The organism is Nocardia sp. NPDC005745 (assembly GCF_040630775.1).
Taxonomy (GTDB): Bacteria; Actinomycetota; Actinomycetes; order Mycobacteriales; family Mycobacteriaceae; genus Nocardia.
On record NZ_JBEXYF010000010.1, the window covers coordinates 38,006 to 56,952 of the forward strand.

Sequence of the window (18,947 nt, forward strand, 5' to 3'; positions counted from 1 at the left end):
CGCCCCGCCGTCATGCCGCGGCGGCCGCTTTCGCGTAACTGTTCGCCAGGTCCGGCCAACCGCCCGCACTGCCGACAGCGTCGTGCATGGATTCCCAGCCCGGTCCGTGCTTCTCGAAACCGGAGTGCACCAGCGTGACGGCGGTGCGATCGGGAGCGATGGCCGAAAAGGTGACGTCGACGCGGCTGGCGCGTTCCGGATCGGTCTCCTGCTTCCAGTCCAGACCGATCTGCCAGGAGAACGCGAAGTGGCTGGGCGGCTGCCAGACCAGCACCGTTCCCCAGGGGCATTCGGTGCCGTCCTCCTCGCGGCCGAGGCAGCGGCCGCCCACGCGCGGCTCGATCACCTCCTCGGCGAGCAGGCCGGTGCCGATGTGGTGCTCACGCGGCCACCAGCGGTCGATTCCGGTGGTGAACACCTCGTACGCGGTCTCGATGGGTGCGTCGACGACCAGTTCGACTCGCACGTCCTTGCCGTTGACCTGTTGTGTCATGGCTGCTCCTCCTTGCCTGCTCGCCGTTCGGCGGCCCGCCGGTTCGCCTCGTCCTGAAAGGCCGACATCGCGGTCGTCCAGAAGTGCGTGAAGTACGCGCGCAGCGCGTCGATACCGGTGGGATTCAAGCGGTAGACCCGGCGCGTGCCGACCGCCTCGTGGGTCACCAAACCGGCCTGTTCCAGTACTTTGAGGTGCTGGGACACGGCGGGCCTGCTCACCGGCAGGCCCTCGGCCAGCTGCCCTACCGCGCAGGGCCCTCTGCCGAGGCGTTCGAAGATCGCCCGCCTCGTCGGATCGCCCAGTGCGTCGAGGGCTGCGTCTCGGTAAGTGCCCACAAACCGTAAGTCTAGACTTACTGTTATGCGCTGTCGAGAGCTTCGAGTGAAGTGAACTGCGGGTACTCGGGCGGGAGCTGCCGGGTGCGCGCGGCTACGGCGTGGTGAGCGCTTTGACGACGGCGTTGCCGAAGCCGATGTCGTCGGAGGTGGACGGGCGGGTGTAGCTGCCGCCGGTTTGCTGCGCCAGGGCTTGGAGTGTCTGGGTGCCGCTGCCGCCGAGCACGATCACGTCGATGCGCACAGGGCGGGCGCGGTCGATGGCCGCGGTGATGTCGGCGGCCAGTTGGGGGCCGGTGACCGTGGAATCGTCGTCGGGTCCGTCGGTGATCAACAGCACCGAGTTGGTGCGGCCGGGCGTGTATCCGGCGACCGCGCTCTTGTACGCCGCGATCAGGGACGGATAGGCCTGGTCGGAGCGGTTCTCGTCCGGGCGCACCGAACCGAGCGCGGTGGTGATCTTCGTACGCTGCTCGGCGGTCAGCGGCGCGGTGGCGGCCGCCACCCGGTACGGGGTGCTGCCGTCGAGGTTCTTGCCGAAGGTCCACACACCGAGGCCGAAGTCGGGTGGCATGACCGTCATGGTGGAGTTCAGGGCGGCGAGGACGTTCGCCAATCGCGTGGTCGAGCCCTCGGCGGTCCCCATCGACGCGGAGACGTCGACCAGAACCGTCGAGCGCACGCCGAGGACGGGATTCGCCAGCGTGGCGCGCACCTTGTCGAGCGCGCCGCGCGGCGGGACGGCGGCCGCGGCGGGCGGCGCACTGCCGAAGCCCGCCGCGACGAAGGACTGCGCCTGCTCGGGCTTGCGCAAGTAGTCGGTGAACCGTCCGGCGATGAGGTTCTGCGTCTTGTCCACCCAGGCGCCGGACATCAGCGCGGCCGGGTAATCGGCCACCGGTGCCGACCCGGCGGGATGGAACGCGACAACACCGGCCATGCCCTTGAGTTGCTGTTCGGTAGCCGCTATGGCGTGCAGCGGCGCTTCCTGGCTGGTGAGTTGCGCGGGCACCGCCGCGGCGTCAGGTGCTTCGGGCGCGTCGGCGGCGAGCCCGGAGATCGCGGCGACCACCTGGCCGGACTGCGCCGCCTGTTCGCTGAGCGGCTCGGCTCCCGAGACCGCGGTCCCGACCGCCGTGGCCGCGGCCAGCGTGGCGTCACCCGAGGGCAGCGCCATGCGCAGCCCGCCCCATCCGTCCAGGCCGATCTCCCCGAGCGATCCCTGCTGCAACCTCGGCAGATCCGCCCAGGACACGTCGGCCTGCTCCAGTGCGCGACGCAGCTCCTCCGGTACCGCGAGCACGATCGGGCTGGTGGCGATGGGCACCGGTGCGCCCTCGATCAGGCCGGGGACCCGCATGGATTCGATGGAGCGGGTCGAATCGGCGATCCACAGCGCCGGTTGCGGGCCGAGCGCCTGGTCCCACGGCTTGCCGCTGGTGAACGCGGCGACGATCGCGGCGGACGGCTGCGCGGTCACGTCGACCCGCGCGCAGTGGTCGCGCACTTTCGGCTGGGTGGCGTTGTAGCTGTCCGCGGCGGCGCGCACCTGCGCCGCGATGGTGGGATCGGCCGTCACCCAGAGCGTCGCGGGGCCCTCCACGCATTCGGCCGCCGCCGCGCTGTCCTGATCCGCCGCGCGATCGCGCAACTGGAACCAGCCGACGACGATCGCGGCCAGTAACGCAACGGCGATCACTGCGATAACCGGACCTTTGCTGATGCCTCGGGACCTGGTTCCGCTGCGATGAGTGCCCACGGCGCCCAGTGTATGGTCACCGGCGCCGGACGAAGTCGGCGAGGCTTCTCCCGACCGGCACGAGGGGCACGGCAGTCCGCCGTCGCACCCGGAAAGGCGCGACGGCGCGACCTCAGTGGCGGATCACGCGTCCGCGGTCGAACTCGTGCCCGCCCCAGACGCCGGACTGCCCGGTACGCGCGGCGAATTCGCCACACGCGTCCAGGATCGGGCAGCGGGCGCAGACTTCGCGCGCGTAGTCGAAGTCTTGCGACGGGTACGGGAACCAGGCTTCGTGGTTCGGGTCGCCGCGGCAGGCCGCCCGGTGCCACCCTCGGGAGTCCGAGAGCGGGAGCAGGTCGGTCAGGGTCAACTCCGCGACGGCGGTGGTCTCGGTGCGCGTCATCGCGTTCTTCTCCTTTCTCGGGTCGCGGTCAGGTCGCGGCGAGTTGTCTCCAGATCCGGCGCTGTTGCCTGACCTGATGGGTGGGGGCCTTCGGCTCCCAGAGCAGGCGCATGCCCGCCTCCTGCGGGGTGCGGTCCGCCTTGGCCGTGTTGCACGGTGCGCAGCAGGCCACGAGGTTGCTCCAGGTGTTCGGCCCGCCCCGCGACCGCGGCCGGATGTGGTCCACGGTGCGCGCCCACCCGGCGCAGTAGCCGCACCGGTTCCGGTCGCGGCGCAGCACGCCGGCCTGCGTGGCCCTGCTCTCGTCGTGCGCCCGCGCGGTGTGTTCCAGGTAGACGTAGCGCAGCAGCCGAATCGTCTGCGGCAGAGCGATTTCCACGTGCCGGGACCGGATCGGGAAGTGCGGCTCGCGCTCGGCCACCGATTCCGCGGCTCCGGCGACCAGCAGCACCACGGCCCGGTCGGCCTTGATCTCGTCGAGCGCCTCGTAGGACGCGTTCAGGACGAGGACCCCGGTGTGTATCCAGTTGTCGGCGGTTATCGCCGCCTGATCGGCGGCACGGCGGAACGTCATGGGAATCACCATGTTTCGTGCGAAATGAAGCGGAGAGAGGAATGCGGCGATCAGCCGACGATCTGGAGGCGGCTGACGTCCGGTTCGCCGTGCGATGCGCGCAACGGCCTGCCGAACGCATCGCCCGCGGCCGCCGATCGCGCCGCCCTGGTCCGCATTCGCTTCGTCGTTTCCGGATTCACTGCCGCCCCTCCTCTCCACTGCTCGGCGACCACCTCGAGGCGGTGGTCGGTGTCGAAACACATGGTGGCACAGCGCACCCGCCGTTGTCGGGTCATTTTTCGGCGGTGCGGCCCACGGACCGGGCTCAGGCCGGTCGCAGTTCGGCCGCGCCGAAGGAGACGTTGAACCGGTCGCACCAGATCGTGACGCTGGTCAGCTGGGCCAGGTCGGCGTCGGCGGGGACGGGGTAGTTCTGGTTGCCCTGATTGCCCTTGAGCTTGCCCAGGTCGGTGTGGACGCCGTCATCGAAGACGAACCACCCGTCGCGGCCCTCGCGCACCGGCGCGTCGGTGAGCCAGACGTGCAGGTCGGGGCCGTCGGAGGTGTCGAGGTTCTCTACTCGCAACACCCTGCTGCCGTCGGGCAGCCGCAAGACCACGACGGCGCCCGAGGTGGCGTGCTCGTGCGAGACGAAGGCGCCCCGGGCGATGGCCTGCGGCTGCGCTTGCGTGCCGCCCGGACCGGGCGCCGCGGTGACCGACGGCGCCGCCTCCTGCACTGTGGTATCGGTGAACAGCCGCCACGGCTGGAACACGGCCAGTCCTACGCCCAGGCCCACCACCAGCAGCACGGCGACGGCCCAGGTGATCGGCGATCGTGCGATTCCGCGTGCGGACACCATGGCTTCTCCTCGGAGCGTCGTCGTGTGGCCGGAAAGGCCCGTTCACTGCGCGAGGGTTCTCGCCCCCATCGATTATGGAGGCGAGTGGCGACGGCGTCGACGGAATGGACAGGCGTCATCCGATCGGGGACTGCCCGAGCAGAACACGGCCGGAGAAGTGGGTCTGCTTGGCTCGCGGCAACGGGTGGAACAGGCAGCCGTGCACGTCGCGATAGCGCATCTCGAGTTCGCAGGTGCGGGAATAGCCCACTCCGCCGGCGGTTTCGATCGCCAGGCGCACGGTGCGCACGAGCGCGTCCGCCGCGGCGGTCTTACGGCTGAGCGTCCGGCTCGCGTACTGATCGGTGTCGGCGAAGCGCAGATTCTCCGAGGCGTTGAACATGGCGTCGACTAGGTCGCCCGCGGTGGTGTGCGCGGTGGCAAGCTCGCCGGCCAGCTGGACGGTCGGCGCGTCGGCGCGGCCCGCCGCCAGTGCGGTCGCGATCTCGACCGCGCCGTCGGCGATACCGAGGTAGGCCGCCATCACCAGCGGCATCGCCGCGCCGAGCACGACGTTCAGCAGCGGCGGCCACACGGTGGCGGAGCGGGCCAGTGAGACCGCGGCGTCGGGCACGAAGACGTCGTCGAGGACGGCGGTGTGCGATCCGCTGGCGCGCAAACCCATGGTGTCCCAAGTCTTTTCGATCCGTACACCGGCGGCGGTGAACGGGATGGCGCAGTGCAGCACCTGCGGGCCGTCCGGTGCGGCGTCCCAGCGCACGCTGGTCACCAGGACGGTGCCCGCCTCGCATCCGCTCGCCGGCGCCTTACGCGCGTGCACCCGGTAGCCGCCCTCGACCCGCTCGGCGCTGCCGTTGGAGCCGACCCAGTCGGAGGCGCCGGTACTGACCAGGATCGCGCCCGCGACCACCTTGGCGAACAGCGGCGCGGCGTCGATGCCGTGGTTGTGCCGCCACACCTGGGCGGCGACCAGGTGGGTGTGCATCGCGAAGGCGACCGCCGTGGAGGGGTCGTGGCGGCCCAGTTCCCGCAGAATCGCGCCCATCTCGCGGTGGGTGACCCCGCCACCGCCGAACTCGGCGGGTACGAGAGCCGCGGACAGCCCGCTGTCGCGCAGCAGGTCGAATGCGGCGAGGGAGATCTCGCCGGAGTGGTCCCGGGCGGCGACCTCGGGACGCAGGGTCTCGCCGACGTGGCGCGCGCGGGCGATCCAGTCCGTGATGATGGTTTCGGTGATGGCAGGAGCTGTAGTGGTCATGTTTCGAAACTAAGAACGGCCGCGATAACCGGATAGTGCAGAAAGTGGACCCCGCCGGTCCAGAAAATAGACCCCGTTCCCGAGGTGCCATGACGACTTCCACGCCGAGTTACGGCCAGTACTGCCCGATCTCCCGGGCGCTCGACCTGGTGGGTGAGCGCTGGTCGCTGCTGATCCTGCGCGACCTGCTGCTGGGCACCACCCGGTTCAACGATCTCGCGCGCGGCTTGCCCGGGCTGTCGCGCAGCCTGCTCGCCAAACGCCTGCGGCAGTTCGAGCGGGCCGGGCTGGTGGAGCGACCGGTCGGGGAGTACCTGCTCACCGACGCGGGGCGGGAGTTGGAGCCGATCCTGTTCGGCCTCGGCGAATGGGGCGCACGCTGGACCTTCGGTACGCCACGCGACGACGAGCGCGATCCCGCCCTGCTGGTGTGGTGGATGCACACGCGCGTGGACACCTCGTCGTTCCCGGGCCGCCGCCACGTGCTGCTGGTGCGCTTCACCGACGACCTGCGCCGCTTCTGGATCGTGCTCGAGGCGGGCGTGCCTTCGGTGTGCGAGTCCGATCCCGGCTACCCCGTGGACGTCGCGATCAGCTCCGATGTCGCCTCGCTGTACCAGGTGTGGCTGGGGCGGCTGCCGCTGGCGCACGCGCTGCGGACGGGCCGGGTGGCGTTCACCGGCCCGCCCGCGCTCACCCGCCGGATGCCGTCGGTCCTGCGGCTCAGTCCCGTGGCCGGATACACGGACACCTCGCACGTGGACGCGGCCGCCCAGCGCGCTTCCTGAACTCGGACCGCGGCCCGCGCGCCTTGCTCAGAGGTTCCCGACGATGTGCTCGAGACGCTGGGCGACCAGTTCGCGCGCCTTCTCGCGCAGCGCGGGCCGGTATCCGCTCGGGTACACGGGGTCCGCCGGGGCGTAGTCCTTCAGGACCTCCTTCGCGAGGGTGATCTTGTGTACTTCGGTGGGTCCGTCGGCGATGGCCATCACCTCGGCGTAGCCGAGCATGTCGATGAACGGCAGGTCCTGGCTGACGCCGAGCGCGCCGTGCAGGTGCAGCGCGCGCTGGGCGATGTCGTGCATCACCTTGGGCATGGCGACCTTGATCGCGGCGATGTCCTTGCGGACCTTCCGGTAGTCCTGCTCCTTGTCGATGCGCCACGCGGTGCGCAGCACCAGCAGCCGGAACTGCTCCATCTCGATCCAGCTGTCGGCGATGCGTTCCTGGGTCATCTGCAATCCGGCCAGCGGGCCGCCGCGCATCGGACGCGACACCGCTCGCTCGGCCATCATGTCGAACGCCTTGCGGACCATGGCGACCGTGCGCATCGCGTGATGCACGCGCCCGCCGCCCAGTCGCGTCTGCGCGACGACGAAGCCCTGCCCCTCTGCCCCGAGCAGGTGGTCGGCGGGCACGCGGACGTCGGTGAACCGCAGATGGCCTTCGTGCTCGCTGAATCCGGCGACGTGATAGTTCTTCACGATCTCCAATCCCGGGGCGTCGGCGGGCACGATGAACATCGACATGCCCCGGTACGGGCTCACCTCCGGATCGGTCACCACCATGACGATGTGGAAGGCGGCGAACTGCGCATTGGAGTTGAACCACTTCTCGCCGTTGATCACCCAGTGGTCGCCGTCGCGCACCGCGCGGGTGCGGAACAGCGTCGGGTCCGAGCCGCCGGTCGGCTCGGTCATCACGTAGCACGAGCCGATCTCCCCGGCCAGCAGCGGCTCGAGATAGGTCTTCTTCTGCGCCGGCGTGCCGTAGTGGGCGAGGATCTCCGCGTTGCCGGAATCCGGTGCCTGGCAGCCGAATACCGAAGGCGCCCACACCGACGTGCCGAGCACCTCGTTGAGCAGGGCGAGCTTCATCTGCCCGAAACCGGGGCCGCCCAGTTCCGGCCCGAGGTGGCAGGCCCACAGGCCCTGCTCCTTGACCTGCTCCTTCAGCGGCCGCATCAGCGCCATCGCCTCACGGTTGGTGCGGTCGTACGGGTTGGGGTAGAGCAGGTCCAGCGGCTCCACCTCGGTGCGGACGAACTCCGCCGCCCAGTCCAGCTTCCGCTGGTACTCCGGGTCGGTCTCGAAATCCCAAGCCATGGTCAGCCTTTCGTGTCTGGCGCGGTGCCGGTCACCACGCCGTCGAGCAAAGTGGTCGCGAGGATGTCGGCGATCTCGCCGGGGGAGCGGTCGCCGTGCGGGCGGTACCAGAACGAGACCATGTTCAGCATGCCGAGCACGCTGTTGGTGACCACGTGGTCGCCGGTGCGCAACAGCCCTTCCGCGTGACCGGCGTCGATGACGCGTTGCCAGCAGTGCTGCACCCGGTCGCGCAGCTCCTGTAGCTGCGCGGCGCGCTCGCCCGTGAGCGCGCCGACGTCGCGCAGCTGGATTGCCACCTCGCGCTGATGGCGAACGATCAGCCGCACGTGACTGTCAATCATCTTGCGCAGCTTGGTGACCGGATCGTCGGGCCCGTCGGAGATCTGCCCTGCCTCGACCAGCATCAGCTGGATGTAGTCGCGCAGAATCTGCCAGAGCAGTTCCTCCTTGGAACCGATGTGGTAGTACAGCGCGCCGCGCTGCACGTCGGCCCGCTCCCCGATCTCGGCCACGCCGGTGCCGTGGAAGCCCTGCTCGGCGAACAGGTCGATCGCCGCACGCACGATCCGCGCCCTGGTGTCGCTCGCCGTCGATTCGGCGGCGGGCGGGCGGCCGCGTCTGCGCGAAGGGGCGGTCATCTCGACGGGTCCAGCACGATCTTGCCCACCCCGTCGGCCCGCTCGGCGAACATCCGGTAGGCGTCGGGCCCCTCGGACATGGGCAGGTGGTGGGTGACCACGGCCTCGGGCCGCAGCCTGCCGCCCGCGGTGAGTCTCAGCAGCGCGGGCAGTTCGTACTGGATCGCGCACAGCCCGATGTGGAATTCGAGGTCCTTCACCTGGGCCGCCATCAAGTGAAACGGGAAGGCGCGGTTGTGGCTCACGCCGATCACGCTGACCCGGCCACCGTGCCCGACGGCGCTGATCGCCAGCTTGACGGTTTCGTCGGCGCCGACCGCCTCGATCGCTACATCCGCTCCACCGCGCAATGTTTCGCGGATCGCCTGCTTCGGATCGTCCGATTCGACCGGCTCGGCGCCCAGTTCGGCGGCGCGCTCGCGGCGTTCGGCGAGCAGGTCGACGCCGAGCACCCGGGCCGCACCCATCGCGAAGGCGGACTGCACCGCCATGAGACCGACCGGACCGAGCCCGATCACCACCACGGTGTCGCCCGGGGCGATCCGGGCGCGCCGGGCTCCGTACCACGCGGTGGGGGCGTTGTCGGTGAGCACCACGGCGGCGGTGTCGCTCACCTCGTCGGGCAGCTTCGCCAGATTGCCCCCGGCGTGCGGTACGGCGAGCAACTGGGCCTGACATCCCGCCAGCGAGCCGCCGAGCCCATAGCAGGCGTCGACCGGTAGTGGGTGGCGCTCGCACGCGGTGACGATCCCGGCGCGGCACTGCGCGCAGCCGTCGCAGCCCGCCGAGGCGGCGACCAGCACGCGGTCGCCGACGGCGAACCCCCGGGCGTGCGGTCCCAGTTCCACGATCTCGCCGACCGCTTCGTGTCCGACGCCGTAACCGGAGCCCGCGACGAATCCGTGTCCGGCGTAGATGTGCAGATCACTGCCGCAGATGCCGGCCGCGGTGACCCGGACGATCGCGCCGTCCGGTCCCGGCAGGACCGGGTCGGGCCGATCCTGATACGAGATCTGCTGCGGGCCTTCGTAAGCCAATGCCTTCATCGCCAGCCTCCGTCGATCGCGAGGGTGGCACCGGTGCAGAACGCCGAGGCTTCGGTGGCGAAGAACAGCGCCGCCCCGACGATCTCCTCCGGCTTGCCGACTCTGCGCAGCGCGTTGTGTCTGGTGAGTTCCGCGCGCAGCTCATCGGGCCACGCCGTGGCGATGTCGGTGTCGAAGGGGCCGCACTGGATGGTGTTGACCCGCACGTTCGGCGCGAACGTCTGGGCCAGCCCGCCGGTCAGGGCGTTGAGTCCGGCCTTGGCCGCCGAGTACGGGACCGCGAAGGGCTCCGGCCTGGTCGCCTCGATCGAGGAGACGTTGATGATCGAGCCGCCGCCGTCGGCCGCCATGCGGCTGCCGATCAGGGCCGACAGCCGGAATGGACCTTTGAGGTTCACCCCGATGACCTTGTCGAACAACTCCTCGGTGACCTGGTCCAAGCTCGGGTACAGCGGGGAGAGTCCCGCGTTGTTGACCAGCACGTCCACCCGGCCGAACGCGCCGTAGACGGTCTCCACCAAGGCGTCGCACTGCGACCAGTCGCTGACGTTGCAGGCCACCGGCAGGGCGCGGCGCCCGAACCGCCGCGTCACCTCCTGCGCGAGCGCGGCGCACCCGTCCAGCTTGCGGCTCGCGATCACCACGTCGGCGCCGGCCTCCGCGAACGCCAGCACCATCTGCTTACCCAGGCCTCGACTACCCCCGGTGACGACGGCGACCTTGTCGGTGAGTGGCACTCGAACTCCTGCCTGCCATGAAATGTTCCGATCAGTACATTAAGTCGGCCGCGGGTTACGATCAAGGGGCTGTCCGGCCGACCGTCGACGGCTCGACGACCCGCCGGGTGGGAGACCAGCTCATTCGGCGTGGCGGATGCATTCGGGCACAGTGCCCACAGCGACCCGGCGCGCGGCGACACCACTACCCACGGGTAACATGGCACTGTTTTCCCACTCGGCTTTCTCGGAAGTGAGGCAGTAGATGACAGAGCGGATTCAGGTCGGCGGGCTCCAGGTGGCACGCGTTCTCCACGAGTTCGTCGAGAACGAGGCGCTCCCCGGTTCCGGCGTGGATTCCGCCGCGTTCTGGGCCGGCGCCGAGCAGGTCATCAACGATCTCGCTCCGCGCAACCGCGCTCTGCTGGCCGAACGCGACGAGATCCAGGGCAAGGTCGACGCGTGGCATGCCGAGCACCCCGGCGTGAACTACGACAAGGCCGCCTACAAGAACTTCCTGACCGAGATCGGCTACCTGCGCCCCGAGCCCGCCGATTTCCAAATCACCACGCAGAACGTGGACGACGAGATCGCCGTCACCGCGGGCCCGCAGCTCGTGGTGCCCGTGATGAACGCTCGCTTCGCGATCAACGCCGCCAACGCCCGCTGGGGCTCGCTGTACGACGCGCTCTACGGCACCGACGCCATCTCCGAAGCCAACGGCGCGGAGAAGGGCACCGGCTACAACAAGGTGCGCGGCGACAAGGTCATCGAGTGGGCGCGCAACTTCCTCGACGACTCGGTCACCCTCATCACCGGCTCGCACATCGGCTCGACGTCCTACAAGATCGTGGACGGCGAACTGGAGGTCGGTCTGGAGGACGGCACCAGCATCGGCCTGGCCGACGCCTCGCAGCTGGTCGGTTACCTGGGTGACCCGGAATCGCCGAGTTCGGTGCTGCTGAAGCACAACGGTTTGCACATCGAGATCCAGATCGACCCGCAGTCGCCGATCGGCAGCACCGACACCGCGGGCGTCAAGGATGTCGTGCTGGAGTCCGCGGTCACCACGATCATGGACTTCGAGGACTCGGTCGCCGCGGTGGACGCCGAGGACAAGGTGCTGTGCTACCACAACTGGCTCGGCCTGATGAAGGGCGACCTCGCGGAAAAGGTCAGCAAGGGCGAGAAGACCTTCACCCGCACCATGAACCCCGACCGCGTGTACACCGCGCTGGACGGCGGCGAACTGACGCTGCACGGCCGTTCCCTGCTGTTCGTGCGCAACGTCGGTCACCTGATGACCTCCGACGCGATCCTGGACGCCGAAGGCAACGAGGTGCCCGAGGGCATCATGGACGGGCTGATCACCTCGCTGATCGCCAAGCACAGCCTGGCCGAGGACGCGAAGCTGAAGAACAGCCGCACCGGCTCGGTCTACATCGTGAAGCCGAAGATGCACGGCCCGGACGAGGTCGCGTTCACCAACGAGCTGTTCGGCCGGATCGAGGACGTGCTCGGGCTGGCGCGCAACACGCTCAAGGTCGGCATCATGGACGAGGAGCGCCGGACCACGGTGAACCTGAAGGCCTGCATCCAGGCCGCCGCCGAGCGGGTGGTGTTCATCAACACCGGCTTCCTGGACCGCACCGGCGACGAGATCCACACCTCCATGGAGGCCGGGCCGATGGTTCGCAAGGCCGACATGAAGTCCCAGCAGTGGATCCTGTCCTACGAGGACTGGAACGTCGACACCGGTCTCGCGGCGGGCCTGCCCGGCAAGGCGCAGATCGGCAAGGGCATGTGGGCCATGCCGGACCTGATGGCCGACATGCTCACCCAGAAGATCGGCCACCCGCGCGCGGGCGCCAACACCGCGTGGGTTCCCTCGCCGACCGCCGCCACCCTGCACGCGACGCACTACCACCTGGTCGACGTGTTCAAGCGGCAGCAGGAGATCGCGAAGGGCGGTCGCCGTGCCACCGTCGACGAGATCCTGGAGATCCCGCTGGCCGCCGCGCCGAACTGGACCGACGAGGAGAAGCGCCAGGAGCTGGACAACAACTCCCAGTCCATCCTCGGTTACGTGGTGCGCTGGATCGACCAGGGCGTCGGTTGCTCCAAGGTGCCCGACATCAAGGACGTCGCGCTCATGGAAGACCGTGCGACCCTGCGCATCTCCAGCCAGCTGATGGCCAACTGGCTGCGCCACGGCATCGTCACCGCCGACGAGGTGGTGGCCAGCCTGGAGCGGATGGCCCCGGTCGTGGACCGGCAGAACGCCGGCGACCCGAACTACCGGGCGATGGCGCCGGACTTCGCGGGCAGCATCGCGTTCCAGGCGGCCAAGGAGCTGATCCTGGAGGGCACCAAGCAGCCCAACGGGTACACCGAACCGATCCTGCATCGCCGTCGCCGTGAGGCCAAGGCGCTGGCCTGCGTCTAGTTCCACCTGTCGCGAATCCCCCGGCCCCGGCGGCCGGGGGATTCGCGCTTTCGCGGCGGTCGGAGTTTCGACTCCCGTTTATCGGTCCGTTACCCTGGGTGCCGCACGAGATCGTTCGATTTGTGAGGAAGATTCATGGGAAGCGTTGTGCTCGACATCGTGGCATTGCTCGCCAATCGCGCGGCGATGTTCTGGAATTGGATGGCCACCGGATCGGCGGGCTTCCCGCCGCTGTGAGCGTGCGGTGCACGATCTGTTTCGAGTAGCGAATCCCCTGGTCAGCTAGCGCTGGCCGGGGGATTTTCCGGTTCGGGATGGAATCGGAAAACGTTCCGGAATGTTTGTTTTCACACTGAGGATCTCACTGCTCGCGGCCGCGGGTAAGTATCGGCTGTCCGAATTCGGTGGACATGGCCGCACCGGACCGCAGGAACTCTCGTGCGCGGATTCTCGAATTGGACGTGCACCGGTGCCGCAGGCTATCTGTCGCGCTCGAAGCGGCTTCCCCGTCGTCGGGTTCATCAGGGGGGCTGGCGATTTCGGCACCGATCCCGCGCGCGAAGCCCCTGCCCCTCGTATCTTGAACACGTGAACTCCGCAGGCTCCGTGCGCACACGGTCGCGTATTCCTCGTTGGTTCGTGCTGTGGATGGGGCTGCTGACCGCCCTGGTCGCGCTCTGCTGCGCGGCGCTGTTCTGGCAACTCGCCGCGGAGGGAACGTTTCCCACCCTCGTCGTGCTGTGGGTGGTCCTCGGCGTGCTCGGCGGAATCGCCGTCCTGTTCGGGCTGCTCGGCCTGCTGCGCTACCGGGCGTTCTTCTACAGCCTCGCCTCGCCCGTGCTGATCGGCGTCCTGGTGGCGCTGACACTCTACGACGTCCCGGAGGACACCGGCTGGCGGTTGTCTCGCGGCATCCTCGAAGACCAAGCCGTCGACTGTGCCCACCCCGGCCAGCGCACCCGCCTCGGTGTCTACACCATCACCTTCGTCACGCCGCGTGACGGCGGCTGCCTGTTCTACACCCAGGCGGGCGACTCGGATTCGGAAGGCTTCGCTTTCTTCCGCGACCCGGCCACCCCACCGCACCTCGGCCCGCCGGCCACCAACGGCATCGAGTACTCCGCTTTCGACGGCCAGTGGTACCGCTTCGTCGACACTCACTGAGCCCGCTCGCCGAAGATCTCCTCGAGCGCGCTCGCCGTCGCGGCACGGGTGATCTACTCTGTGAGGCGCGCATGATCGGTGCTTGCGGCGTTTCGGGAGTCCGAATTGCCGGGCGTCTCCCAATCCGTCAAATGGCGAGATCGTCGAAGATCGCTTCCAAGGTGTCGGCGGTGACGGCGCGAGTGATCCATGTGGTGAGACGGGCATCGTCGGTGCAACCGTTGATTTCGGCGGCCAAGGCCTCAGGGACGTGAAATCCGCGGGTGGCGAGCACGGTCAGCAGCGCCTTGGCTTCTCCTTCCGCTTTGCCCTCGGTCTTGCCGTCGGCGTACAGCTGCTTGAAGTACTGGCTGTAGTACGGGGACGTGTCGGTCGTCATCAGCATCTCCAGGAAGTGCCGGGCCGCTGCTTTCGGCAGTGCGGCCAGTACCAGGTCAATGTACCTTTGTCCGTCCGCGGAGTCGTGTGCTGTCGCGGCGAGGGCGGTGAGAATCGAGTCGCGTTCGGGGTCGTTGCGGTGGGCGATGGCGGACAGGGCGGCCAGGTCGGGGCGCTCGAGCGCGGTGTGGGTGTCGCTGACCACCGGCACGTTGGCCGGGCTGAGGACCATCGGCGACAGGGTGAACCCGGGAGCGACCGTGATCGGGCGGCGGCAGTGCCCCGCGGCACGTTCGTTCGGGCACACGACGACGAGCAGGACGAGGCAGCGCAGGCGAGCACGCAAGGTCGTCAGGTAGACCGGCCAGCTCCAGGCCTTGTCGTCGTCGCGCTGCAGTTGCACCTCCACGACGATCCCGAGAACCGGGACATCGGCGTCGGTGAGGGTGACGACCAGGTCCGCGCGATACTCGGTCGGCTCGATGTCCGGTAGGTCGCCGGAGTCGACGCGGGCGTGATCGAACTCGGGAAGTGATAGGCCGAGTGCGGAAGTCAGCAGTTCGGCGACCAAAGTTGGTCTGCGGCGGACCAATTCGATGAGGACTTCGTGTACCGACGAGGGCATGGCGCGGACGTTACCGATAGCCGCCGACAGGTCCGGGTGGGGTGGATCACCATTCGAACGGCAGCGGCCGGCGGGGCTCGATCCAGAGGGCTTCGGCGAGGGCGCAGAGCGTGCCGTCGGCGCGGGCCAATGCCACGCCGACCGTGTGTTTCCGGCCGTTCGCGGAGATCGGCCAGCCGTAGGAGAGGTAGGGGTCACCGGCGCGGACCGGTTCGAACTGCGTGGCGGTGAGGGCGGCCGTGACCGCGCCCGGGCGTAGATCACGCAAGGCCATCGCGGCCCAGCCGCCGGGGCAATCCAAAGCGGCCCAGACGTTCTCGGTGGAAAGAAAGCCGTCGGGCCCGCCGAGCAGGGGATCGGGTGTCCAGGCGGCGACGACCATGTCGTGCGTGGGCATCGCCCAGGGCGACAGGCGCAAGCCTCGGCCGGGTGCGCAAGCGGCTCCGCAGCCGTAGCAGTGACTCATCTTGCGCAGCACGTCGGCGGTCGCGGTCGCCGCCCGTGCTTCCGCCCAAGCGGGCGCGGGCCGCGGCGTCACCGTAACCATCGACTCGGACGCCTCGGCGAGCACCGTGCCCTCCCGATCGGTGAGCGACGAGCCGTCGGCGGCCAGCACAACCGGGGAATTCACGGAAACTGCGCGCCGGAAGTCGACGCGCACCTGCGCGGCGCCGCTCGCCGCGGCGAGCAGGCCCGCCACGTACCCGCCGAACGCCACTCCCGGATAGCCACGCACGTGACCTGGCACCGTGAACGTATCCGTCCGAATCATCCGCTGCCCAACCTCTCCCGGCCGACGATCATGACCCGGCTCAGCCGACCATACCGTCCCGGCGTCGCCGGACGGTCTCCGGGCAACCTGTCACGCCGCCGGCGAGGATGATCTCGCCGATCACCCACGAGCCAGCCGTTCCAGCGCGCCGCGTGATCCGGGCACACGCCGTCGATCTGGCCCGCTCGCAACCGTGCTGATGGGGGAACTCGCGAGGCCGACCGGGTGCCTCGCCCCCTGGTCGAAACCGTGTGCGCGGGACCTGTGCGCATTTGCTCGACGTCCTTCCCGCCGGGACATTCCACGCCATCGCGGCAGTCCGTCTGCCGCCGCGCGTCCGCGCAGGTCGAGGGGATGGCGGAATATCCGCTGTTCCGAACGCTGTTGCGCCGGGATGTGACGAAAGCCGGAATGAACGTACTGATCGTGTACGCGCACCCGAAGCCGGATTCACTCACCGGTGCGCTCAAAGACGTGGCCGTGCGGCAATTGCGGGCGGACGGGCACGACGTGCGGGTTACCGACCTCTACGCGATGGGGTGGAAGGCGGCCGCCGACACCGACGATTTCGGCGGGGTCGAAGAGCCCAACTTCATGCTGGCCTCGGGCGTGGCATACCGCGACGGGACGCTGAGCCCCGACATCCGCGCCGAGCAGGAGAAACTGCTGTGGGCCGACGCCGTCGTCCTGCATTTTCCGCTCTGGTGGTTCGGCATGCCCGCGATCATGAAGGGGTGGGTGGACCGGGTTCTCACCTGCGGTTTCGCCTACGGAGCCGGGGGCAAGGCGGTGCCGAGGTACGGGGCGGGCGTCCTGGCGGGGCGGCGTGCGATGCTCGTGGTCTCGATCGGCGGCAAGCAGCCGTCGTATTCCGATCGCGGGATCAACGGCCCGGTCGAGGATCTGCTGTTCCCGATCCACCACGGCATCCTGTACTACACCGGCATGGACGTGCTGCCGCCGTTCCTGGTGCACGACACGATCCGGCTCGGGTCCGAACGTTTCGACGACGTCGCGCACGGTTTACAACAGCGGATGTCGGCGCTGGCGCGGGTGGAGCCGATCGGGTACCGCGCGCAAGCCGGGGGCGACTACGACCGGAGCCTGCGTCTCGAGCCGGGGCGTGAGGCGCGGGGGGCGACCGGTTTCGGGTTGCATGTGGCGTCGTGACCGATGGTCACGGCGGTGCCGGAGCCCCGCGCTGGGCGAGCAGCATGCCCATCACCCCCGCTTCCTGACCCTGACCGTGGATCATGGACCGGGCGATCTCCTTGACCGGCCCGGAGCGCAGCAGACCGTCGGCGGCCTCGGCCATCGCGATGCCGCCCTGGTGATGGCGAAGCATCAACTGCAGGAACAGGATTTCCGCGTCGCGGCTACGCGCCGACGCCAAGGTGTCCAATTCCGCCGTGCTCGCCATCCCCGGCATGGGCGGGGCGGCGGCGCTGTGCGCAGACGGATGCCGATGCGCCGACGCGTCCGCGCTGTGCATCCACGCCATCGGATGAGCTGAGCCGGGGGCCGCGTCCGCCAGGCGCAGCCAGCCGAGCATGGTGCCGATCTCCAGGCGCTGGGTGCGGTCGAGCTGCTCGGCCAGCCGGGCGATCGCCGGATCGACCGAGCGATCCAGCCGCTGCACCATGAGCAGCGCTTGCTGGTGATGGGTGGTCATGTCCTGGACGAAGCCGATCTCCACGTCGGTGAGAATCGGTGTCGCGGACCGACCTTCCGGAAAGATCGCGGGGCGCAGCGCGGCGCCGAGCACGAGCAGCGCGAAGGCCGCCGACGCCAGGGCCGCGACGCGCGTCCAGTGCCGCATCGCTACGACCCGACGATCGAGCGCTGGTCCGGCGGTGGCGAATACACCTCGTCGTCCAGTTGCAGCACCATGAAACCGTTGTCCGAGCACGCGACGTAGAGTTGCGTGCCGCGCCATTCCGGCGGCGAGAGACACCAGTCGGTGGACACGTCGCCGAAGGCGAGCCTGCCGGTGCGCGCGGTGGTGGCATCCCGCGGATCGAACTCTCCCTCCAGCACCGCGCGCAGCGCCGACGGCGCGCTCATCAGCGGAACGCCGATGATCGAGGCGAGCGCGTGCGGCGAGTTCCACAGGCTCAGGTTCTGCCCGGTGCGGGCGGGCGGGTTGTAGTAGGCGATCTCGCGGATGGCGTAGGGATCGCGGATCTCGAAGACCCGGATGCCCGAGGAGATCCACCCGCAGGCCAGCGCGGTCGGGTTCGCCTGCCGGTCCGCGGCGCAGTAATGCGATTCGTAGGCGAAGGCGGAACCGCCCATGGAGGAGCCGATATTGCTGTCGAGGTGCTGGGGCAGGTTGATCTCGAGCTTGATCTTGCCGACCACCTCGGGCGCGGTCTCGTCGGAGATGTCGATGAGTTTGACGCCGCCGGAACCGCCCTCGTCCACGGTGTAGAGGTAGGGCTTGCCGTCGTAGCTGACCGGGACACTGTGCTGGGTCGCCCAGCCGTCCGTCCAGAACGTCCGGCCGAGGTGGTGCACCTGCGGGTTCGGGTCGCGGCGCTGCACCGCGCTGATGTCGAGGACGGTGAAGCCGCCGAGCGCGGAGATATACATCCGGTTGCCGTCGGGGCTGATGCCGAAGCCGTGCGCCTCGATGCCGGTCAGCCCCTGCCAGACGACGTGCGGGTTCGCCGGATCGGTCAGGTCGACGGCGCTGACGAATCCGGGCGCGATTCCCGAGGCCCAATACGTGTTGCCGTCGGGGGAGAAGCCGCCTTCGTGCGTGGTGATCGGCAGCGGCATCAGCAGATTCGTCCCAGGGCCGGGATTGAGCAGTCGCGGATGCGCGCAATCGGAGACGTCGTAGACCGACAGGTAGCCCACGCCCTCACCGACCGGCACACCCGTGCCGACCAGCAGTTTGCGCTCGGTGTTGACCTTGAGGCTCTCCCAGGTGCCCGCGAGCATGGCGGGCTCGGTCAGCGTCATGGTCGGGCGCGGATGCGCCGGATCGGACACGTCGAGCACCTGGACGCCGCGCGCCTCGCCGATCAGGTCACCGGGAAAGAACGAGCCCAGATAGGCGCAGTGTTCGAAGCTGGTGGAGGTGATGCCCGCGCCACGGCCCGCGTAGCCGCCGACGAAGGAGATATTGCACCGGTAGCCCTGCGTGCTGCGCCCACTGTCGCGGTCGGCGGCGGTGACGTCGCCTTGCAGGCCGTTCTCGGGTGCGGCGCCCGGTCCGCAGTCGGCGCGGGGCACCGAGGTGCGCCCGACGTCGAGGAACTCCTGGACGGCGTTCCGGATCTCCGAGGGCGGATCGGCCGCGGCGCTCGCGGGCAGCAGCACGGCCGTGACCATGCCTATGGTGAGCAGAGCGAGCGATTTGGCACGGCACAGCCTGGCCAGTGGGCGCATCGTCGCG

Annotated in this window: 20 protein-coding genes; 4 read left to right on the forward strand and 16 right to left on the reverse strand. The window is 69.1% G+C overall.

Annotated features, from left to right (window positions below; translation table 11 throughout):
- Nucleotides 1-10: 10 nt before the first annotated feature.
- From ABZ420_RS13005 to ABZ420_RS13040, 8 genes are all read right to left on the reverse strand, one after another.
- Nucleotides 11-493 carry an SRPBCC family protein gene (locus ABZ420_RS13005; RefSeq protein ID WP_357121146.1) on the reverse strand — a complete coding sequence of 161 codons (483 nt, stop codon included), beginning with the start codon at nt 491-493 and terminating at the stop codon, nt 11-13.
- Nucleotides 490-831, reverse strand: coding sequence for a metalloregulator ArsR/SmtB family transcription factor (locus tag ABZ420_RS13010; RefSeq protein WP_357121149.1), 342 nt, complete (start codon nt 829-831; stop codon nt 490-492). Before ABZ420_RS13010 ends, ABZ420_RS13005 begins: the two co-directional genes overlap by 4 nt.
- 94 nt (nt 832-925) lie before the next feature.
- On the reverse strand, nt 926-2,530 hold the full coding sequence (locus tag ABZ420_RS13015) for a VWA domain-containing protein (RefSeq protein ID WP_357121152.1): 1,605 nt from the start codon (nt 2,528-2,530) through the stop codon (nt 926-928).
- Nucleotides 2,531-2,702: 172 nt separating this feature from the next.
- Nucleotides 2,703-2,975: a WhiB family transcriptional regulator gene (locus ABZ420_RS13020; RefSeq protein ID WP_357121155.1), complete on the reverse strand. Its 273-nt coding sequence runs from the start codon at nt 2,973-2,975 to the stop codon at nt 2,703-2,705.
- A 28-nt stretch (nt 2,976-3,003) separates the two neighbouring features.
- Complete coding sequence (locus ABZ420_RS13025; RefSeq protein WP_357121158.1) at nt 3,004-3,549, reverse strand: HNH endonuclease; 546 nt, start codon at nt 3,547-3,549, stop codon at nt 3,004-3,006.
- A gap of 50 nt (nt 3,550-3,599) precedes the next feature.
- Nucleotides 3,600-3,827, reverse strand: coding sequence for a hypothetical protein (locus ABZ420_RS13030; RefSeq protein WP_357121161.1), 228 nt, complete (start codon nt 3,825-3,827; stop codon nt 3,600-3,602).
- A 29-nt stretch (nt 3,828-3,856) separates the two neighbouring features.
- The gene (locus ABZ420_RS13035; protein ID WP_357121164.1) at nt 3,857-4,393 is read right to left on the reverse strand and encodes a DM13 domain-containing protein; all 537 of its coding nucleotides are present in this window, start codon (nt 4,391-4,393) and stop codon (nt 3,857-3,859) included.
- Between the two features lie 115 nt (nt 4,394-4,508).
- Nucleotides 4,509-5,651, reverse strand: coding sequence for an acyl-CoA dehydrogenase family protein (locus ABZ420_RS13040; RefSeq protein WP_357121167.1), 1,143 nt, complete (start codon nt 5,649-5,651; stop codon nt 4,509-4,511).
- Nucleotides 5,652-5,740: 89 nt separating this feature from the next.
- Between ABZ420_RS13040 and ABZ420_RS13045 the strand changes: the two genes are divergently transcribed.
- Nucleotides 5,741-6,439 carry a helix-turn-helix domain-containing protein gene (locus tag ABZ420_RS13045; RefSeq protein WP_357121170.1) on the forward strand — a complete coding sequence of 233 codons (699 nt, stop codon included), beginning with the start codon at nt 5,741-5,743 and terminating at the stop codon, nt 6,437-6,439.
- A gap of 27 nt (nt 6,440-6,466) precedes the next feature.
- Here ABZ420_RS13045 and ABZ420_RS13050 read toward each other — a convergent pair whose 3' ends face one another.
- Genes ABZ420_RS13050 through ABZ420_RS13065 form a run of 4 tightly spaced genes read right to left on the reverse strand, consistent with a single transcriptional unit; the run spans nt 6,467 to nt 10,180 of the window.
- Entirely contained in the window at nt 6,467-7,756 is a 1,290-nt protein-coding gene (locus tag ABZ420_RS13050; protein ID WP_357121173.1) for an acyl-CoA dehydrogenase family protein, read from the reverse strand.
- A 2-nt stretch (nt 7,757-7,758) separates the two neighbouring features.
- The gene (locus ABZ420_RS13055; protein WP_357121176.1) at nt 7,759-8,397 is read right to left on the reverse strand and encodes a TetR/AcrR family transcriptional regulator; all 639 of its coding nucleotides are present in this window, start codon (nt 8,395-8,397) and stop codon (nt 7,759-7,761) included.
- Entirely contained in the window at nt 8,394-9,443 is a 1,050-nt protein-coding gene (locus tag ABZ420_RS13060) for a zinc-binding dehydrogenase (RefSeq protein WP_357121180.1), read from the reverse strand. The genes ABZ420_RS13055 and ABZ420_RS13060 overlap by 4 nt, the downstream gene beginning before the upstream one ends.
- Nucleotides 9,440-10,180, reverse strand: a complete 741-nt coding sequence (locus ABZ420_RS13065) for an SDR family oxidoreductase (RefSeq protein ID WP_357121183.1) — start codon at nt 10,178-10,180, stop codon at nt 9,440-9,442. The genes ABZ420_RS13060 and ABZ420_RS13065 overlap by 4 nt, the downstream gene beginning before the upstream one ends.
- Before the next feature lie 244 nt (nt 10,181-10,424).
- Between ABZ420_RS13065 and ABZ420_RS13070 the strand changes: the two genes are divergently transcribed.
- Nucleotides 10,425-12,605 (forward strand): malate synthase G, encoded by a 2,181-nt coding sequence (locus ABZ420_RS13070; protein WP_357121186.1) that lies wholly within the window; start codon nt 10,425-10,427, stop codon nt 12,603-12,605.
- Nucleotides 12,606-13,193: 588 nt separating this feature from the next.
- Complete coding sequence (locus ABZ420_RS13075; protein ID WP_157113816.1) at nt 13,194-13,769, forward strand: hypothetical protein; 576 nt, start codon at nt 13,194-13,196, stop codon at nt 13,767-13,769.
- A gap of 127 nt (nt 13,770-13,896) precedes the next feature.
- Here ABZ420_RS13075 and ABZ420_RS13080 read toward each other — a convergent pair whose 3' ends face one another.
- Both ABZ420_RS13080 and ABZ420_RS13085 read right to left on the reverse strand, forming a co-directional pair.
- On the reverse strand, nt 13,897-14,772 hold the full coding sequence (locus ABZ420_RS13080; protein WP_357121189.1) for a hypothetical protein: 876 nt from the start codon (nt 14,770-14,772) through the stop codon (nt 13,897-13,899).
- A 46-nt stretch (nt 14,773-14,818) separates the two neighbouring features.
- Complete coding sequence (locus ABZ420_RS13085) at nt 14,819-15,544, reverse strand: hypothetical protein (protein ID WP_357121192.1); 726 nt, start codon at nt 15,542-15,544, stop codon at nt 14,819-14,821.
- A 411-nt stretch (nt 15,545-15,955) separates the two neighbouring features.
- On the opposite strand from ABZ420_RS13085, the gene ABZ420_RS13090 reads away from it, so the two are divergent.
- Entirely contained in the window at nt 15,956-16,714 is a 759-nt protein-coding gene (locus tag ABZ420_RS13090) for an NAD(P)H-dependent oxidoreductase (protein WP_357121594.1), read from the forward strand.
- A 7-nt stretch (nt 16,715-16,721) separates the two neighbouring features.
- On the opposite strand, the gene ABZ420_RS13095 is transcribed toward ABZ420_RS13090, so the two are convergent.
- Nucleotides 16,722-17,363, reverse strand: a complete 642-nt coding sequence (locus ABZ420_RS13095) for a DUF305 domain-containing protein (RefSeq protein ID WP_357121195.1) — start codon at nt 17,361-17,363, stop codon at nt 16,722-16,724.
- A gap of 2 nt (nt 17,364-17,365) precedes the next feature.
- Nucleotides 17,366-18,940 (reverse strand): hypothetical protein, encoded by a 1,575-nt coding sequence (locus tag ABZ420_RS13100; RefSeq protein ID WP_357121198.1) that lies wholly within the window; start codon nt 18,938-18,940, stop codon nt 17,366-17,368.
- Nucleotides 18,941-18,947 lie beyond the last annotated feature (7 nt).

Coding starts and splice junctions, on each gene's coding strand:
- ABZ420_RS13005 (WP_357121146.1), bottom strand. CDS start 493: ATGACACAACAGGTCAACGGCAAGGACGTGCGAGTCGAACTGGTCGTC.
- ABZ420_RS13020 (WP_357121155.1), bottom strand. CDS start 2,975: ATGACGCGCACCGAGACCACCGCCGTCGCGGAGTTGACCCTGACCGAC.
- ABZ420_RS13025 (WP_357121158.1), bottom strand. CDS start 3,549: ATGACGTTCCGCCGTGCCGCCGATCAGGCGGCGATAACCGCCGACAAC.
- ABZ420_RS13030 (WP_357121161.1), bottom strand. CDS start 3,827: ATGACCCGACAACGGCGGGTGCGCTGTGCCACCATGTGTTTCGACACC.
- ABZ420_RS13035 (WP_357121164.1), bottom strand. CDS start 4,393: ATGGTGTCCGCACGCGGAATCGCACGATCGCCGATCACCTGGGCCGTC.
- ABZ420_RS13040 (WP_357121167.1), bottom strand. CDS start 5,651: ATGACCACTACAGCTCCTGCCATCACCGAAACCATCATCACGGACTGG.
- ABZ420_RS13045 (WP_357121170.1), top strand. CDS start 5,741: ATGACGACTTCCACGCCGAGTTACGGCCAGTACTGCCCGATCTCCCGG.
- ABZ420_RS13050 (WP_357121173.1), bottom strand. CDS start 7,756: ATGGCTTGGGATTTCGAGACCGACCCGGAGTACCAGCGGAAGCTGGAC.
- ABZ420_RS13055 (WP_357121176.1), bottom strand. CDS start 8,397: ATGACCGCCCCTTCGCGCAGACGCGGCCGCCCGCCCGCCGCCGAATCG.
- ABZ420_RS13060 (WP_357121180.1), bottom strand. CDS start 9,443: ATGAAGGCATTGGCTTACGAAGGCCCGCAGCAGATCTCGTATCAGGAT.
- ABZ420_RS13070 (WP_357121186.1), top strand. CDS start 10,425: ATGACAGAGCGGATTCAGGTCGGCGGGCTCCAGGTGGCACGCGTTCTC.
- ABZ420_RS13080 (WP_357121189.1), bottom strand. CDS start 14,772: ATGCCCTCGTCGGTACACGAAGTCCTCATCGAATTGGTCCGCCGCAGA.
- ABZ420_RS13085 (WP_357121192.1), bottom strand. CDS start 15,544: ATGATTCGGACGGATACGTTCACGGTGCCAGGTCACGTGCGTGGCTAT.
- ABZ420_RS13090 (WP_357121594.1), top strand. CDS start 15,956: ATGAACGTACTGATCGTGTACGCGCACCCGAAGCCGGATTCACTCACC.
- ABZ420_RS13095 (WP_357121195.1), bottom strand. CDS start 17,363: ATGCGGCACTGGACGCGCGTCGCGGCCCTGGCGTCGGCGGCCTTCGCG.
- ABZ420_RS13100 (WP_357121198.1), bottom strand. CDS start 18,940: ATGCGCCCACTGGCCAGGCTGTGCCGTGCCAAATCGCTCGCTCTGCTC.